The following is a 16,926-nucleotide window of genomic DNA, read 5'->3' on the forward strand; positions in this document are numbered from 1 at the left end:
ATTGTACTACTTTTGGCTCAAAATCCTGCTTAAACCCCTGCTTTTTACAAGGCTTTACAAATCTGCAGGTCTTGCCCGCCTGGCGTCGGCCGGCCCGAATCGGCTCCGGCCAGCGCCTGCGGAAGCCTGACGCTTACTTCGCGCCGGAGACCTTTGGCTGCTCATGGTAAATCAACAAGGGCTTGGCGCCGCTGTTGACGGTATTTTCATCGACCACCACCTTGGCAACGTTCTGCTGACTTGGCAAATCGTACATAACGTCGAGCAGGACGTGCTCCAGGATCGAACGCAGGCCGCGGGCGCCGGTTTTACGGGCCAGCGCACGCTTGGCGATGGCCTGCAAGGCGGCAGGACGAATTTCCAGCTCTGCGCCTTCCATCTGCAGCAGTTTCGAATATTGCTTGACCAGCGCGTTCTTCGGCGCGATCAGGATCTCGATCAAGGCGGCTTCGTTCAGCTCCGCCAGGGTAGCGATCACCGGCAAACGGCCGACCAGTTCGGGGATCAGGCCGAAACGCGTCAGGTCCTCAGGCTCGGCATCCAGCAACACTTCGCTGGAAGTACGCTGGCTCTGGCTCTTCACATTTGCCGAAAAACCAATGCCGCTCTTTTCCGAACGCTCGGAAATGATCTTCGCCAGGCCGTCGAAAGCGCCGCCGCAGATGAACAGGATATTGGTCGTATCGATCTGCACGAAGTCCTGGTTCGGATGCTTGCGGCCGCCCTGCGGCGGCACCGACGCCATGGTGCCTTCGATCAGCTTCAGCAAGGCCTGCTGCACGCCCTCGCCTGAGACATCGCGGGTGATCGACGGATTGTCGGACTTGCGCGAGATCTTGTCGATCTCATCGATATACACGATGCCGCGCTGCGCCTTGTCGACTTCGTAATTACAGTTCTGGAGCAGCTTCTGGATGATGTTCTCGACGTCCTCGCCGACGTAGCCGGCTTCAGTGAGAGTAGTCGCATCAGCGATCACGAAAGGCACGTTCAACATGCGCGCCAGCGTCTGCGCCAGCAAGGTCTTGCCGGAACCGGTCGGGCCTACCAGCAGGATATTGCTCTTGGCCAGCTCGATGTCGTCCTTCTTGCCGAGATGCTTGAGACGCTTGTAGTGGTTATATACCGCCACCGACAAGATACGCTTGGCCGGCTCCTGGCCGATCACGTACTGGTCGAGCAGCTCGCTGATTTCCTGCGGGGTCGGCAATTCCGATTTCTGACCATCCAGCGTTTCGACGTTCGAAGCTTCATCGGTAATGATGTCATTGCAGAGATCGATACATTCATCGCAGATGAATACCGATGGCCCGGCGATGAGTTTTTTCACCTCATGCTGGCTTTTGCCGCAAAAGGAGCAGTAAAGCAGTTTTTCGCCGCTAGAAGATTTTTTATCAGGCATAAAGGCAGTATTTAGTTAAAACTAGGGTGGCGCATTAAAGGGGACAGATGACGAACATTGATTTTATATTACCCGCGAAATCAAGATTCGTCACGCGCAGGCCATTTTTGAAAAGCAAAACGCCCGTACCTTATGGCCGGGCGCTCAGCAATTCCTTCAATTACGCAGTAATCAAGCGCGCGTCGCCAGGACTTTATCAATCAGACCATATTCCACGGCGGCGTCCGCCGACATGAAGTTGTCCCGATCCGTATCCTTGCTGATCTGCTCGATGCTTCTGCCGGTCTTGTCGGCCAGGATACCGTTCAGGCGCTCGCGCAAATACAGGATTTCGCGCGCCTGGATTTCGATGTCCGAAGCTTGTCCTTGGGCGCCGCCCAAAGGCTGGTGAATCATGATGCGTGAATTCGGCAGCGAGAAGCGCTTGCCCTTGGCGCCGGCGGCCAGCAGGAAAGCGCCCATCGAAGCAGCCATGCCGGTGCACAGCGTCGAGACATCCGGCTTGATGAACTGCATGGTGTCAAAAATCGCCATGCCGGCTGAAACCGAACCGCCAGGAGAATTGATGTACAAGGAAATATCCTTCTCAGGATTTTCGCTTTCCAGGAACAGCAATTGCGCCACGATCAGGTTAGCGGTCTGGTCATTGACCGGACCCACCAGGAAAATTACGCGCTCGCGCAATAAACGCGAATAAATATCATACGACCGCTCACCGCGGCCGCTTTGCTCAATCACGATAGGCACCATGCCGAGCATGTCAGTATCCAGTGCCGAATTACGATTAAAGCCTGTCATAGCATTCCTTATGGAGAGCGCTCAAAACCCAATCAATCCGCTGACCGGGGCCAGGCTTGCGGCCTGGCTCCGGTTATGCAGGCTGATTAAGCCTGTTGCCCGTTGTTGCTCATCAATTCATCGAATGCAACCGACTTTTCAGTCACTTTCGATTTGCCCAACACGTAGTTAACGACGTTTTCTTCCAAAACAAGGGCTTCGACCTCTGCCAGACGGCGACGATCGCTGAAATAATACTTCAGGACTTGTTTCGGGTCTTCGTAGCTCTGAGCGAAGTCTTCGACTTGCGCCTTGACCTGCTCCGGTGTCGCCTGCAATTTATTTTCCTTGACCACTTCGGCCAGGATCAGGCCCAGACGGACGCGACGCTCCGCTTGCGCTGTGAACAGCTCAGGCGGGAAAGGCATGTCATTGACCTTCATGCCGCGTTGCGCCATGTCCTGGCGCGTCATTTCGACCAGGCGCTCGACGTCCTGGTCAACCAGCGCCTTAGGCACTTCCAGTTCGCTGACCTTGATCAGCGCATCCATCACGCTGTCCTTGTTCTTGGCCTTGACGCGGGAACCGACTTCGCGCTCCAGGTTGAGCTTGATGTCAGCGCGCATTTTCGTCAGGTCGCCGTCGTCGATGCCCAGGGTCTTGGCGAGTTCCGCGTCGACTTCCGGCAGGTGTGCCCATTCCAGCTTCTTCAGGGTGATGGTGAACTCGGCAGTTTTACCAGCCACATCCTTGCCGTGGTAATCCGCAGGGAAAGCCAGCTCGAAGGTCTTGGCTTCGCCGACTTTCAGACCGATGGTTGCCGCTTCAAACTCAGGCAACATGCGGCCTTCGCCCAGAACGTAAGCGTAGTCGTCAGCCTTGCCGCCCTGGAATTCAACGCCGTCGATCTTGCCGACGAAGTCGACCGTCACGCGATCGCCGTTCTTGGCTGTCAGGTCGCCGCCGCCATCGCCGTGCGCGCCTTGCTCGCCCTTGACGTGGTAGTGCACGCGCTGCTTGCGCAGGATGTCGATGGTCTTGTCGATTTCCGCATCGCTGACTTCAGCCTTGGTGCGCTCGACTTCCACTGCGGTCAGATCGCCGATCTTGACTTCAGGGTAGATTTCGAAAGTAGCATCGAAAGCCAGCGTGCCTTCGGCCACGCCTTCGCTGTTCTTTGGCTCGATCTTCGGATAGCCGGCGACGCGCAGGTTGTTTTCGTTGGCTGCAGCGTTGAAAGCATTGCCGACCTTGTCGTTCAACACTTCGGTTTCCACCTGATAGCCGTATTGTGCGGCGACCATCTTCATCGGCACTTTACCTGGGCGGAAGCCAGGCGCTTTAGCGGTGCGAGCGCGAACCTTCAGGCGTTTCTCGACTTCGGTTTGTACTTCGCTGATCGCGATAGTGAGGGTGAGGCGGCGTTCAAGTTTATCCAGAGTTTCGACTGCAGTTGCCATGTGGATCGTCCAAAAATTAAAAATTCCGTGGTGCGACCAGGGTAAACAGGTTAAATGTTGTCATTTTCACCCCAACCCTGTCGCGCTAAAGTCCGATATTCTATACGTAAAACAGCCGGTTGCGCCAAAACGCGTCACTGCGCGCCTGTATTTGCAAGCTATTTAGATAGCTATCCAGGCGGCAAAACCGGCCAGGCCCGCTTATTTCAGCGGAATCGGGCTGCTGGCCGGCACCGGCACGGCGGTCACGCTGTTTTGCGGACTGCCATCGACCAGCTTATCCGAATAGGTAAGATAAACCAGCGTATTCCGCTTCGGATCGACCAAACGCACGATATGTAGACGCTTGAACAATATCGACATGCGCTCGGTGAATACATCTTCCTGCAATGGCAATTTACCGGTGAATTGCACCGCGGCGGCAACCTGGCGGCAGGCGATCGAAGCCTCGGCCCGGTCTTCCGCCAGGCCCACCGTGCCCTTGACGCCGCCGGTGCGGGCGCGCGAAACATAGCAGGTCACGCCCTGCACCTTGGGATCGTCGTACGCCTCCACCACGACCCGGTCGTTGCGGCCGACCCAGCGAAAGGCAGTGCTGACCTCGCCGACCTGCTCCGATGCGGCCAGCACCGGCGCCGAAGCCGCGGCAACTGCAGCAAAACCAAGCAAGGCCGCCAGGCAGCGGGATGTTGTAGGCATAGTTATTCCAAGAAAGAGAAATTCGAAAAATCCGATTGTATGCCGAAGCGGCCGCTTTTTTAGCAGCCTCCGATACAAAATACAGGGACGTAAAAAAACCCTCGGCAGAGGGTTCTTGAATATTCAGCCAGACGGTAAGTGAATACCGACAGAGCTGGTGCGACCGAGAGGACTCGAACCTCCACAAGATTGCTCTCGACAGGACCTAAACCTGTTGCGTCTACCAATTTCGCCACGGTCGCATTTGCTTCGCGCCGCCCGACACTGTTTAGCAATATCGGGCAGCCCGCTATTCTACTGCAAGCTGCCCGATATGGCGAGGGGCAAGACTGTTTTCCTGACAAAATTCTGCCCTCGCGGGCATCCCCGGGTATCCTTTCACTACTGCGGTTTCTTGACCCGGAACCAGGCGGCATACAAAGCCGGCAAAAACAGCAGGGTCAGGCCGGTAGCGACAATCAGGCCGCCCATGATGGCCACCGCCATCGGCCCCCAGAACACAGAGTGCGACAAGGGGATCATGGCCAGCACGGCTGCCGCCGCGGTCAGCATGATAGGCCGGCAACGGCGCACCGCCGATTCGACGATGGCATCCCAGGGCGCCACGCCGCTGGCGATATCGTGCTCGATCTGGTCGATCAGGATCACCGAGTTGCGGATGATCATGCCGAACAGCGCAATCACCCCGAGCTGGGCGACGAAGCCGAACGGCCGGTGCAGGATCAGCAGCGCGGCAGCGGCGCCAGCGATTCCCAGCGGCCCGGTCAGGAACACCAGCAGCGAACGCGAGAAGCTATGCAGCTGCAGCATCAGCAAAGTGAAGATGATGAAAATCACCAGCGGCACGTTGGCGGCGATCGAATCCTGCGCCTTGCCCGCGTCGTGGGCGGCGCCGGCGATATCGATCACATAGCCCGGCGGCAGCTGCGCCCGGATCTTGTCCAGCTGCGGATTGATCTGGTCGGTCACGGTAGGTCCTTGCACGCCGTCGATGACATCGGCCTGCACGGTGATTGCCCAGTTGCGCCACTCGCGCCAGACCACCCCTGGCTCCCATACCAGCTTGACCGTGGCGACCTGCGCCAGCGGCACCGACTTGCCGCTGGCGGTCGGGATATTGGCCTGGCTCAAAGCGTCGATGGTGGCACGCTCGTCCAGCGGCTGGCGCACCACGATATCGATCAGCCGATCGTGCTCGCGATACTGGCCGATGGTGCTGCCGGTCAGCAGGGTGTTGACGGTCTGCATCACGGTTTGCGAACCAATCCCCAGCGTACGCAATTTATCCTGGTCGAGATCGACCCGCAGCACCTTGACCGATTCATTCCAGTTGTCGTTCAGGCCGATGATGTTCGGATTGCCGTTCATCACGCCCTTGACCTGGTCGGCGATTACCCTGACCTTGGCGGCATCGGTGCCGCTGACACGGAACTGCACCGCATACGGCACCGGCGGTCCGCTCGGCAGCAGCTTGACCCTGCCGCGCACTTCGGGGAAACCATGCTTGAAGGCGTCGGTGATCTTCAGGCGCAAGGCATCGCGCGAGGCCAGGTCCTTGGTCAGCAGCACCACCTGCGCCACATTGGTCTGCGGCAGGATCTGGTCCAGCGGCAGGTAAAAGCGCGGGCTGCCGCTGCCGACATAGGTGGTCATGCTTTCCAGCTCCGGTGCATTATGGATAAACGCCTCGAACTTCTTGGCCTGCGCTTCAGTAGCGGCAAACGAAGAACCTTCCGGCAGCCACAGTTCGATCATCAGTTCCGGCCGGCTGGAATCGGGAAAGAACTGCTCTTCGATGAACTTGAAGCCGAACACGCCCAGCGCAAACACCATCAGCGTCAGGGCGATAGTGATCTTGCGCCACTCGACGCACCAGTTGACGGCGCGCCGCACGCGTGAATAGAACGGCGTGTTGAACAGTTCGTGATGGCCGTCGGCGCCGGCGGCGGGCTTGACCTTCAGCAGCAGATAGCCGATATACGGCGTGAACAGCACCGCCACCAGCCAGGAAATCAGCAGCGCCAGCGCGTTTACCGAAAACATGGAAAACGTGTATTCGCCTGCAGCGGACTTGGCCAGGCCGATCGGCAGAAAACCGGCGGCGGTGATCAGGGTGCCGGTCAGCATCGGCATCGCGGTCGAAGTGTAGGCAAAGGTCGCCGCTTCCAGCCGCGACAAGCCCTCCTCCATCTTGCGCACCATCATTTCCACCGCGATGATGGCATCGTCGACCAGCAGGCCGAGGGCGATGATCAGCGCGCCCAGCGAGATCTTGTGCAGGTCGATGCTGAAGATGCGCATGAACAGGAAAGTCACCGCCAATACCAGCGGGATCGTCAATGCCACCACCAGGCCCGGCCAGACATCGATGCGGAATGGCTTGGTATGGAATCCGAGCGAAAGGAAACTCACCGCCAGCACGATCAGCACCGCTTCCATCAAGGTCTTGAGGAATTCATCGACCGATTCGGCGACGATTTTCGGCTGGTTGGATACCCGCTCCAGGTTAATGCCGACCGGCAGCTTGGCCTTGATTTCCGCAGTGATGCGCGCCATATCCTTGCCCAGTGCAATGATGTCGCCGCCCTTCACCATGGAGACCCCGAGCCCGATCACTTCCTTGCCGTTGTAGCGCATCTTCTGCGACGGCGGATCGATGTACTCGCGCTTGACGGCGGCGAAATCGCCCAGCCGGAAGGTCGTGTTATTGGCCCGCAGCTGCAGGTTTTCCAGGTCCTTGGGCGAGGCTAGCGCGCCGCTCACGCGGATCTGCAGGTTGTCGCTGGCAGTCACCAATATGCCGTTGGCTTGCAGTGCATTCTGCGCGCTCAGCTGGTTGACGATGTCCTGCACCGAGATGCCCAGCTGGGAGAATTTTTTCTGCGAAAATTCGATGAAGATCTTTTCATCCTGCACGCCGAACAGATCCACTTTCGCGACCGACTGCAAGGTCAGCAGCTGCTGGCGCACGAAGTCGGCGTAATCCTTGACATCGGCATAATTGAAACCGTCGCCGGACACTGCAAAGATGGAACCGTAGGTTTCGCCGAACTCATCGTTGAAGAATGGGCCCAGCACGCCCTGCGGCAAAGTCAGCTTGATATCGCCGACCTTCTTGCGCACCTGATACCAGGCGTCCACCGTGTCCTTGGGCGTGGCGGATTCCTGCAAGGTCAGGATGATCAGCGTTTCGCCCGGCTTGGAATAGCTGCGGATAGTGTCTATATGCGGCGTTTCCTGCAGTTTCTTTTCCAGCTTGTCAGTCACCTGGTCGGCCATCTGCAGGGCGGTGGCGCCCGGCCATTGCGCCGACACCACCATGGCGCGGAAAGTAAACGGCGGGTCTTCGTCCTGCCCCAGCCGTCCGTAACTCAGGATGCCGCCGATCACCAGCACCACCATCAGGTAGCGCGTCAGCGGGATGTGTTCAAGCGCCCAGCGCGACAGATTAAAACCGCCCTTTTTACCATCGCTCATCGGGCCGCTCCGCTCACAGCGACAGCGGCGCCGGCTGCCGCGCTCCTGGCGGCCGGCAGGCTGGCTTCCGGCGCGTTCAGGATGGCAACCTTCTGACCGGGCTTCAATTGATTGACGCCTGCCGTGACCACCTGCTGGCCGGCTTTCAGCGCGCCCTGGATCCATACCTCATTGCCATGCTGGCCGGTGATTTCCACCGGCACCTGGCGCACTTGATGTACAGCGCCGCCATCGACCACCCACACAACGCTGTGCTCCTGCACGCGCAGCAGCGCGGTGAGCGGCACCTTGATGGCGTCGTCGCTGGTCTTGCTGATGAAAGAGGCATAGGCCGTCATGCCGAGCTTGACGTTGGGCGTATCGTCAGGAATCGCAATCTTGATGGCATAGGTGCGCGTCACCGGATCGGCGATCGGCGACACCTCACGCACCGTGCCGCGGATCAGCTGCTTGGGATCGGCCCACAGGCGCACCTGGACGTCGCTGCTGCGACGCAACTGATCGACCTGGTTTTCCGGCGCACCCACGACGACTTCCTTGGCGCCCTGGCGCGCCACGCTGACGACCGGCGTGCCGGCCGCCACCACCTGCCCCGCTTCAGCATTGATGGCGGTCACCACGCCATCGACATCGGATTCCAGCGTGGCATAGGCAGTTTGATTCAACTGCCCCTTGAACGCCGCCTCGGCCTGGTCATAAGTCGCTTGCGCCGCCTTGAAAGCGGTGTCTTTCGCATCCAGCACCGCCTGGCTGACGAAATTCTTATCGCGCAACTCCTGATAGCGCTTCAAGTCGGCCTTGGCCGTATCGCGGTTGCTGGCGGCGGAGGTCACCGCCGCCACCGCCTGCGCCTGCGCCAGCTGCAAATCCTTCGGATCCAGCCGCATCAGCACCTGGCCGCGCTTGACCACTGTGCCGAGGTCTACCTGGCGGGCGATGATCTTGCCGCCGACACGAAAACCCAGCTGCGATTCATAGCGCGCCTGTACTGCGCCTGGGAGCTCTGACGTGACGTCGGCGTTGGCCGGACTGAGCACAGTCACCCGCACCGGACGGATATCTTCAGCCTTTTCCGGCGCCTTGGAGCAAGCCGCCAGCAAGAATAATGTACAAACAAGCAATAGCCCGGGAACACGCCGGGGAGCACTCATCAAGCCATCGGCACGGGCGAGAGAACGCGGATTTATCAAGGTCGACACGTTTTTTCCTTTACTATTCTGGGCTGTTGTCGGTTTGCGCATTGCCATCAGGACACATTGCTATAGAAAGACGGGCTGCGGCGACAGCTTTCATCCCGCCTTCAAAAAATTACTAACTCTAAAGTCAGTAATTATAATTGCGGGCGATCACTTTTGCTCAAGGCTTTTTTGCAGCTGCCGACAACAGGCATGAAAGTATCTTTTTAATCAATGTTTTACCGGCCCGCGCCCATGTCCACTAATCATTACGAAAACTTCCCGGTAGCATCAATACTCATGCCCGCCCGCTTGCGCCCCGCGGTCAAGGCCATCTATGCCTTTGCCCGCAGCGCCGACGACATTGCCGATGAAGGCGACGCCGGCCCCGAGCAGCGTTTGCGTGAGCTGGGCGCCTATGAAGCCGCGCTGGACCGGATAGAACAGCGGCAAGCCGCCGAAAGCCCGCTGTTCCAGACGCTGCAGGAGGTCATCATGGCATATCGCTTGCCGCTGGCGCCGTTTCGCGACCTGCTGTCCGCCTTCAAACAGGATGTAGTCACCACCCGCTACAACCAGTTTACCGACCTGCTCGACTATTGCCGCCGATCGGCCAACCCGGTCGGCGCGCTGATGCTGCACCTGTATGACGCGGCCAGCGAACAAAACCTGCGCGACTCGGATGCGATCTGCTCGGCGCTGCAGCTGATCAATTTTTGGCAAGACGTCGCCATCGACTGGGATAAGGCGCGCATTTACCTGCCGCTGGAAGACATGCAGCGCTTCGGCGTATCGCAGGCGCAGCTCGCCGGCGGCGCCACCGACCATGCCTGGCGCCGCCTGATGGAATTCGAAGTGCAACGCGCACGCACCATGATGACAGGCGCCCAGGGCCTGGCGCTGCGGCTGCCGGGGCGGATCGGCTGGGAGCTGCGGCTGGTGGTGCAAGGCGGCTTGCGCATCCTGGAAATGCTGGAAGCAGCGCAATACGATATGTTCCGCCAGCGGCCGAAACTGGGGAAAGCCGACTGGCTGCTGTTGATCTGGCGCGCCTTGCGGATGAAATGATAAAAATCAGCAAACAGGCAGCATTTCTTACGTATACTTCGGGCAAGTTGTTTTCAAGCTGTCCGCAGCCAAGAGTATCCAAGTAAGTATTAAGTATTCTTTACCGCTCATTACCGTTTTTATATCCATGTCCCCAGACGATTACTGCCAGCAAAAGGCCGCCCAAAGCGGCTCCAGTTTCTATTACAGCTTCCTGTTCCTGCCGGTCGAGCGTCGTCGCGCCATTACCGCCCTGTACGCGTTTTGCCGCGAAGTGGACGATACCGTCGACGAATGCACCGACGAAAGCGTGGCGCGCAGCAAGCTCATGTGGTGGCGCAAGGAAATCGCCGCCATGCTGGCCGGCAATCCGTCGCACCCGGTGACCCAGGCGCTGCAGCCGCACTTGCAGACCTATGGACTGGAAGGCAAGCACCTGCAAGCGATCATCGACGGCATGGAAATGGATCTGAACCAGACCCGTTACCTGGACTACCCCGGCCTCAAGCAATACTGCTGGCATGTGGCCGGCGTGGTTGGCATCCTCTCGGCCAGCATCTTTGGCGTAAGCCAGCCGCAAACCCTGCAGTTCGCCGAAAAGCTCGGCCTGGCTTTCCAGCTCACCAACATCATCCGCGACGTCGGCGAAGACGGCCGCAAGGGCCGCATTTATTTGCCGGTGAACGAGCTGCAGCAGTTCAATGTCACCGCCGCCGATATCCTCAACGCCCGCTACAGCGAGAACTTCGTCAACCTGATGCGCTTCCAGGTAGCGCGCGCCCAGCAGGCCTACGACGACGCCTTTGCCCTGCTGCCCAAGCAAGACCGCCGGGCCCAGCGCCCTGGCCTGATGATGGCAGCGATCTACCGCGCCTTGCTCAACGAGATCGAGCGCGACGGCTTCCATGTGCTGAACCAGCGCATTTCGCTGACACCTATCCGTAAATTGTGGCTGGCGTGGAAAACTTATGTACGCGGTTAACACGGTTAAACAAAAAAATCCGTCATCCCCGTGCACGCGGGGATCCAAGTTACTGATCAAAATGGATTCCCGCGTGCGCGGGAATGGTGGGGTCGCCATAGACGGGGTCGCCGTAGACGGAACCACCAGGGACGCAGAGGGAGATATACGAGGCTTGCGAAATGGCCGCTAACTCGCGACATATCGCGATAATCGGCGCCGGCTGGGCCGGCTGCACCGCCGCCGTCGAACTGACGCTAGCCGGCCACCAGGTCACCTTGTATGAAGCCAGCCGGCAGCTGGGCGGCCGCGCGCGCCGGGTCGACATCGACGATATCGTGCTCGACAACGGCCAGCACATCCTGCTCGGCGCCTACAAGCAAAGCTTGCAGATGATGCGCAAGGTCGGCATAGCTCCGGAACAAGCCATGCTGCGCCTGCCGCTGCAGATGAACTACCCGGCCGGCAGCGGCGGCATGAGCTTTACAGCGCCACGCCTGCCGGCGCCCTTGCATCTGCTGGTGGCGCTGTGGCGCGCGCGCGGATTGGGGCGCGAGGACAAGCTGGCGCTGGCGCGCTTTTCCTCGGCGGCGCGCTGGATGGACTGGCGCCTGAACGACGACTGCAGCGTCAGCACCTTGCTGGAGCGCTTCGACCAGACCGGCCGCCTGATCCAGCTGATGTGGCGTCCCTTGTGCATCGCCGCCCTCAACACCCGCCCTGAACAGGCTTCGGCCCAGGTCTTCCTGGCGGTGCTGCGCGACAGCCTCGGCGCCCGCAGAAGCGCATCCGACATGCTGCTGCCGCGGCGCGACCTGAGCAGCCTGTTTCCGCAACAGGCCGCCGCCTTTATTGAAGAACGCGGCGGCAGCCTGGAATCCGGCCGCAGCGTCAGGCAAGTCCGGCGCGACGGCCAGCAATGGCAACTGCAAAGCAACGACGCCAGCCAGAACTTCGACGCCGTGGTCATCGCCACGCCGCCGGAAACCGCGGCCACGCTGCTGGATGGCTGCGCCGATGCCGAACTGCTTTCCACATTGCGCAGTTTCACCTACGAACCGATCACCACCTGCTATCTGCAATATGCCGGCGCGATACGCCTGCCGCAGCCCTTCTTCGCCCTGGTCGACGATCCGGCCAACGCCAGCGGCGCGGCGGCCTGGGGCCAGTTCGTGTTCGACCGTGGCCAGCTCGACCCAGCCCAGGCCGGCTTGCTGGCGGTGGTCATCAGCGCATCGTCCCAAGCGATCCAGGACGGCCATCAAGCCCTCGGCAACGCGGTCGCCGCCCAGCTCGCCGCCGCATTCAAGCAGCCGCAGCTGGCGCAGCCCTTGTGGACCAAGGTGATTTCAGAGAAACGCGCCACCTTCGCCTGCACCCCGGGCCTGGCGCGGCCGGCCAACGACAGCGGCCTGGAACGGCTGATGCTGGCCGGCGACTACACCGCCAGCGAGTATCCGGCAACACTGGAAGCTGCCGTGCGCAGTGGACAGGCCGCGGCGCGCCTGCTGCTCGGCTCATAAATACCCGGGCGACGATAAGCGCGGCTGTCGAATTGCCCGGGCACAGCCATGCCTGCCGCTTGATCAATCCCCCCCTAGGCCGGACTCCCGGCTAACCGCAATGACGCTTCCATATGCCGAAGGCATGCATTTCGTAAAACACCCGATGCCTCCACATAAGACGCAGCCATTAGATTATCTTATCCGAGACTAAAATTATTCTCGCTTGCACATAAGGCTTTCGCAATAGAAAATGCCATTTTTGCAATGCCTCACTCAATCCCGTTCAAGCGAAGAAATTTGAACAATCACATGGACAGTTACATGCCAATATTGAAGCCATTAATTCTTTCTTCACTTCTTTTCCCCTTAAGCTTGCTAGCTAATACACCTCAGCTGTCAGCACAAGAAAACCTGATGAGTAATTATCTTGCGGAAAGAAAAAATGAACAGCTTCTTTTTCTTGAAAAACTGGTCAACATCAATAGCGGCACTCAAAATATCGAGGGAGTAAAAAAAATCGGGGAAATATTGCAAGCTGAATTTGAAGCTTTAGGATTTAAAACACGTTGGGCGGAACTGCCTGCCGGCATGCAGCGCGCCCCCACTTTGATTGCCGAGCGAAAAGGCAGCGCAGGGAAAAAACTACTGCTGATTGCGCACCTGGATACGGTTTTCCAAAAAGACAGCCCGTTCCAGAAATTTGAACAAAAAGGAAATATCGCCACCGGCCCCGGTGTAATCGACAACAAAGGAGGCCTCGTTGTCATTCTCTACGCATTGAAAGCTTTGCAAGCCGCTCATGCGCTCGATGACGCCAGCATCGCCGTGGCCATGACCGGCGACGAGGAAAACAATGGAAAGCCAACTTCCATTTCTCGGCAGCCGTTGATTGAGCTCGCCAAGCAAAGCGACATTGCATTGGATTTCGAACCGACTATTCGCAATCACGCCTCCGTTGGCAGAAGAGGAACCGCGCATTGGCTGATCGAAGCAAAAGGAAACGAAGGCCATTCTTCGATCATTTTCAGCAAAGAGGCTGGCGACGGCGCCATCTTCGAAACGGCGCGCATCCTCAACCAGATGCGGGAAAAACTGGGCGGCGAGGACGGCTTGACATTCAATCCGGGCATCATTGTCGGCGGCACCAAAACAGACTATGACAAAATCAGCGGTCGTGGCAATAGTTTTGGCAGGACCAATCTCATCCCGCAAACAGCGCTTGTCAACGGCGACATACGCTATTTGACGGCGGCGCAAAGAGATCTGGCAAAAAAGAAAATGGAAGCCATCGTCGGCAGCAACCTGCCGGGCACGAGCGCCACCTTTCAGCTGGACGAAGTACTGCCGCCGATGCCAGCCACGGAAAAGAGCCTGGGCCTGTTCAAGCGCTACAGTCAAATCAGTCAAAAACTGGGTTACGGCGAAATGCAGCTATTGCCCGCCAACCTGCGCGGCGGTGGCGACATCTCGTATATCGCCCCCTATGTCTCGACCAGCCTGGTAGGAATCGGCGCCCATGGCAGCGGCGAGCATTCTCCGCAGGAACATGTAGAAATCGACTCTTTGCTCATGCAGTCTCAGCGTGCCGCCTTGTTAATGCAGGAACTTGTCCAGCCCCGGGAAAAAATCGACTGACCGGGGCCTGGCTGGCGTCGGCGCGCCGCCGGCTGCGACGCCCCCTGTTTTATGATGCCTGGGTTGAAAAAGCTTCATGCCAGGCATCAATTGAATTGCATTGCGGATGCATTCTTTTCATCTAATATAGCGTCACACTATAAATATTAGACTTGCGGAGAACTCCATGCCCGTCATCACCTGCGTTGAAGATTTGCGTCTGCTGGCCAAGAAACGCGTCCCCAAAGCCTTCTACGACTACGCCGACAGCGGCTCCTACACCGAGAGCACCTATCGCGCCAACAGCACCGACCTCGCAGCCCTGAAATTGCGCCAGCGGGTCGCCATCAATGTCGACCAGCGCTCCACCCGCAGCACAATGATCGGCGAAGAGGTCGCCATGCCGGTGGCGATTGCGCCGACCGGGCTGACCGGCATGCAATGGGCCAACGGCGAAATGCTGGGCGCCATCGCAGCCGAAAAATTCGGCATTCCGTTCACCCTGTCGACGATGAGCATCTGCTCTATCGAAGACGTCGCCAGCGTGACCACCAAGCCGTTCTGGTTCCAACTGTATGTGATGCGCGACCGCGGCTTCATCAAATCGCTGATCGAACGCGCCAAGGCCGCCAAATGTTCGGCGCTGGTGCTGACGCTGGATCTGCAGATCCTCGGCCAACGCCACAAGGACCTGAAGAACGGCATGTCGGTGCCGCCCAAGATGACCATCGCCAACCTGCTGGATCTCGCCACCAAACCCGGCTGGGCCCTGCGCGCGCTCAGTGGCCGCAAGTCCTTCGGCAACCTGGCCGGGCACGTCTCCGGCGCCGACGGCATCATGACCCTGAGCAAATGGACTGCCAGCCAGTTCGATCCGACCCTGTGCTGGGATGATATCGCCTGGATCAAGGAACAATGGGGCGGCAAGCTGATCCTGAAAGGGATCCTGGATGTGGAGGACGCCAAGATCGCCGCCACCACCGGCGCCGACGCCATCGTTGTCAGCAATCACGGCGGCCGCCAGCTGGATGGCGCGGTGTCGTCGATTTCAGCCTTGCCGGCGATCGTCGACGCGGTCGGCGACCAGATCGAAGTCTGGTTCGACGGCGGCATCCGCAGCGGCCAGGATGTCTTGAAAGCAGTTGCGCTGGGCGCCAAGGGCACCATGATCGGCCGCGCTTTCCTCTACAGCCTCGGCGCCATGGGCGAAGCCGGCGTGACCCGCATGCTGCAGATCCTGCAGCAGGAACTGGATGTCAGCATGGCGCTGACCGGCACCAAGGATATTAAAGATGTGGGACCGCAGATCCTGAGCTGACCTGCGGGCTACTCATTAGAGCTTGCCGGCCTTTTTCAGGCGCTGCGTCAAGCCGTCGGCGATGTCGTCGTGATCGAATTTCTTGGCCAGGTCGATCGCATTCATGCCGACATCGTTTTTCAGGGTGACGTCGGCGCCGCTGTCGAGCAGCAGCTTGACCGTCTGGATCTTGCCGGCGCGCGCGGCCATCATGATCGGCGTCGTATTGTTAGGCGAGCCGGCGTCTATATAGGCGGAAGCGTCCAGCAGCATCTGCACGATTTCATCGTTGCCTATCGCCGCCGCGTAATGCAGCGCCGTCCAGCCGGTGTTGTTCGGTTCGGCTTCCTTGTCCAGCAGGGCCTTCACCGTCGCCACGTCGCCTTTGTAGGCAGCGATCATCAGCGCGGTATCGCCGTTGCGGGCGCGCGCATTCAGGTCGATGCCGCGCGCATTCAGCAAGACATTGAAAACCTTCTTCGAATCTTCGCGCACAGCCACCATCAGGCCGGTTTCGCCACGCTCTTTCCGCACCAGGTTGGGACTGACGCCGGCAGCCAGCAAGGCCTTCATGCTGCGCTCGTCGTCCAGTTGGGCCGCCTTGAAAAAGTCGTCGCTGTTGCTGGCCCGGCCGGTCGACGGCAGCCACGCCAACGCCGCCAGCAGCAACAGCACGGCGGAAAAACAAGAACGACTGCGGGTTTGCAAGTTAAGCATGGGCCTGATCCTTTGCCAGTTTGAACAGATTGAAAAAATTATCGGTGGTTTGCTGCGCCACCTGGCTCGCCGGCACGCCTTTCAGGTTGGCCAGGAATTCGCCGACATGCATGACCCAGCCCGGCTCGTTCATCTTGCCCCGATGCGGCACCGGCGCAAGGTAGGGCGAATCGGTTTCAATCAATGTGCTGCTCAAAGGCACGGCCAGCGCCACCGCCTGCAACTCCTTGGCGCTCTTGAAGGTGACGATGCCGGAAAAGGAAATATAGAAACCCATCGCGATCGCCGCTTCGGCTACCGCCAGCGACTCGGTAAAGCAATGCATGACGCCGCCGGCGCCGCCGGCATCGGTGCCGGCGCCCTCTTCCTGCATGATGCGGATGGTGTCTGCCGAGGCGGCGCGGGTATGGATGATGAGCGGCTTGCCGGTGGCGCGCGAGGCGCGGATATGGCGGCGGAAGCGCTCGCGCTGCCATTCCAGGTCGCCCTGCAGGCGGTAATAGTCGAGGCCGGTTTCACCGATGGCGATGATCTTCGGATGGTCGGACAGGCGGATCAGGTCGTCGACGCTGGGTTCCGGCGTATCTTCATAATCGGGATGCACGCCGACCGAGGCATAGATATGCGGATAGGTCTCGGCCAGCGCCAGCACCTGCGGAAAATCCGGCAGATCAACCGATACGCACAGTGCATGGGTCACCTGGTTTTGCGCCATCTTGGCGAGGATTTCCGGCATCCTGGCGGACAGTTCCGGAAAATTGATATGGCAGTGGGAATCGATATACATGGACAGGA

13 protein-coding genes and 1 tRNA gene are annotated in these 16,926 nt (G+C 59.2%); 5 read left to right on the forward strand and 9 right to left on the reverse strand.

Features of this window, described 5'->3' with window-relative positions; translation table 11 throughout:
* Positions 1-133: 133 nt before the first annotated feature.
* From clpX to KHU30_RS05485, 7 genes are all read right to left on the reverse strand, one after another.
* Entirely contained in the window at positions 134-1,402 is a 1,269-nt protein-coding gene (gene clpX, locus KHU30_RS05455; protein WP_211441579.1) for an ATP-dependent Clp protease ATP-binding subunit ClpX, read from the reverse strand.
* Positions 1,403-1,573: 171 nt separating this feature from the next.
* Positions 1,574-2,200, reverse strand: a complete 627-nt coding sequence (gene clpP, locus KHU30_RS05460; RefSeq protein WP_329956578.1) for an ATP-dependent Clp endopeptidase proteolytic subunit ClpP — start codon at positions 2,198-2,200, stop codon at positions 1,574-1,576.
* A gap of 86 nt (positions 2,201-2,286) precedes the next feature.
* On the reverse strand, positions 2,287-3,639 hold the full coding sequence (gene tig, locus KHU30_RS05465; protein WP_211441580.1) for a trigger factor: 1,353 nt from the start codon (positions 3,637-3,639) through the stop codon (positions 2,287-2,289).
* A 201-nt stretch (positions 3,640-3,840) separates the two neighbouring features.
* Positions 3,841-4,338, reverse strand: a complete 498-nt coding sequence (locus KHU30_RS05470) for a CreA family protein (protein WP_211441581.1) — start codon at positions 4,336-4,338, stop codon at positions 3,841-3,843.
* A 155-nt stretch (positions 4,339-4,493) separates the two neighbouring features.
* A tRNA-Leu gene (locus tag KHU30_RS05475) sits at positions 4,494-4,580 on the reverse strand.
* A 139-nt stretch (positions 4,581-4,719) separates the two neighbouring features.
* A complete protein-coding gene (locus tag KHU30_RS05480; protein ID WP_211441582.1) occupies positions 4,720-7,815 on the reverse strand; it encodes an efflux RND transporter permease subunit in 3,096 nt (1,031 codons plus the stop codon).
* Positions 7,812-9,014: an efflux RND transporter periplasmic adaptor subunit gene (locus KHU30_RS05485; protein WP_329956633.1), complete on the reverse strand. Its 1,203-nt coding sequence runs from the start codon at positions 9,012-9,014 to the stop codon at positions 7,812-7,814. The genes KHU30_RS05480 and KHU30_RS05485 overlap by 4 nt, the downstream gene beginning before the upstream one ends.
* A gap of 231 nt (positions 9,015-9,245) precedes the next feature.
* Here KHU30_RS05485 and hpnC point away from each other — a divergent pair, with 231 nt between their 5' ends.
* From hpnC to KHU30_RS05510, 5 genes are all read left to right on the forward strand, one after another.
* Positions 9,246-10,058 carry a squalene synthase HpnC gene (gene hpnC, locus KHU30_RS05490; RefSeq protein WP_211441583.1) on the forward strand — a complete coding sequence of 271 codons (813 nt, stop codon included), beginning with the start codon at positions 9,246-9,248 and terminating at the stop codon, positions 10,056-10,058.
* Between the two features lie 127 nt (positions 10,059-10,185).
* Entirely contained in the window at positions 10,186-11,019 is an 834-nt protein-coding gene (gene hpnD / locus KHU30_RS05495) for a presqualene diphosphate synthase HpnD (protein ID WP_211441584.1), read from the forward strand.
* A gap of 161 nt (positions 11,020-11,180) precedes the next feature.
* Positions 11,181-12,521: a hydroxysqualene dehydroxylase HpnE gene (gene hpnE / locus KHU30_RS05500; protein ID WP_211441585.1), complete on the forward strand. Its 1,341-nt coding sequence runs from the start codon at positions 11,181-11,183 to the stop codon at positions 12,519-12,521.
* Between the two features lie 303 nt (positions 12,522-12,824).
* Positions 12,825-14,138, forward strand: coding sequence for a M20/M25/M40 family metallo-hydrolase (locus KHU30_RS05505; RefSeq protein WP_211441586.1), 1,314 nt, complete (start codon positions 12,825-12,827; stop codon positions 14,136-14,138).
* A 166-nt stretch (positions 14,139-14,304) separates the two neighbouring features.
* Entirely contained in the window at positions 14,305-15,435 is a 1,131-nt protein-coding gene (locus tag KHU30_RS05510) for an alpha-hydroxy acid oxidase (protein WP_211441587.1), read from the forward strand.
* 15 nt (positions 15,436-15,450) lie between these two features.
* Here the strand turns inward: KHU30_RS05510 and KHU30_RS05515 are convergent, their stop codons facing one another.
* A complete protein-coding gene (locus tag KHU30_RS05515; protein ID WP_211441588.1) occupies positions 15,451-16,131 on the reverse strand; it encodes an ankyrin repeat domain-containing protein in 681 nt (226 codons plus the stop codon).
* A complete protein-coding gene (locus tag KHU30_RS05520; RefSeq protein ID WP_211441589.1) occupies positions 16,124-16,918 on the reverse strand; it encodes a TatD family hydrolase in 795 nt (264 codons plus the stop codon). The genes KHU30_RS05515 and KHU30_RS05520 overlap by 8 nt, the downstream gene beginning before the upstream one ends.
* Positions 16,919-16,926 lie beyond the last annotated feature (8 nt).

Source organism: Collimonas humicola, assembly GCF_018304945.1.
Lineage (GTDB): Bacteria > Pseudomonadota > Gammaproteobacteria > Burkholderiales > Burkholderiaceae_D > Collimonas > Collimonas humicola.

Bases quoted from the DNA above. Each gene is read 5' to 3' on its own strand.
- clpX (WP_211441579.1), bottom strand. From the start codon at position 1,402: ATGCCTGATAAAAAATCTTCTAGCGGCGAAAAACTGCTTTACTGCTCC.
- clpP (WP_329956578.1), bottom strand. From the start codon at position 2,200: ATGACAGGCTTTAATCGTAATTCGGCACTGGATACTGACATGCTCGGC.
- tig (WP_211441580.1), bottom strand. From the start codon at position 3,639: ATGGCAACTGCAGTCGAAACTCTGGATAAACTTGAACGCCGCCTCACC.
- KHU30_RS05470 (WP_211441581.1), bottom strand. From the start codon at position 4,338: ATGCCTACAACATCCCGCTGCCTGGCGGCCTTGCTTGGTTTTGCTGCA.
- KHU30_RS05480 (WP_211441582.1), bottom strand. From the start codon at position 7,815: ATGAGCGATGGTAAAAAGGGCGGTTTTAATCTGTCGCGCTGGGCGCTT.
- hpnC (WP_211441583.1), top strand. From the start codon at position 9,246: ATGTCCACTAATCATTACGAAAACTTCCCGGTAGCATCAATACTCATG.
- hpnD (WP_211441584.1), top strand. From the start codon at position 10,186: ATGTCCCCAGACGATTACTGCCAGCAAAAGGCCGCCCAAAGCGGCTCC.
- hpnE (WP_211441585.1), top strand. From the start codon at position 11,181: ATGGCCGCTAACTCGCGACATATCGCGATAATCGGCGCCGGCTGGGCC.
- KHU30_RS05505 (WP_211441586.1), top strand. From the start codon at position 12,825: ATGCCAATATTGAAGCCATTAATTCTTTCTTCACTTCTTTTCCCCTTA.
- KHU30_RS05510 (WP_211441587.1), top strand. From the start codon at position 14,305: ATGCCCGTCATCACCTGCGTTGAAGATTTGCGTCTGCTGGCCAAGAAA.
- KHU30_RS05515 (WP_211441588.1), bottom strand. From the start codon at position 16,131: ATGCTTAACTTGCAAACCCGCAGTCGTTCTTGTTTTTCCGCCGTGCTG.
- KHU30_RS05520 (WP_211441589.1), bottom strand. From the start codon at position 16,918: ATGTATATCGATTCCCACTGCCATATCAATTTTCCGGAACTGTCCGCC.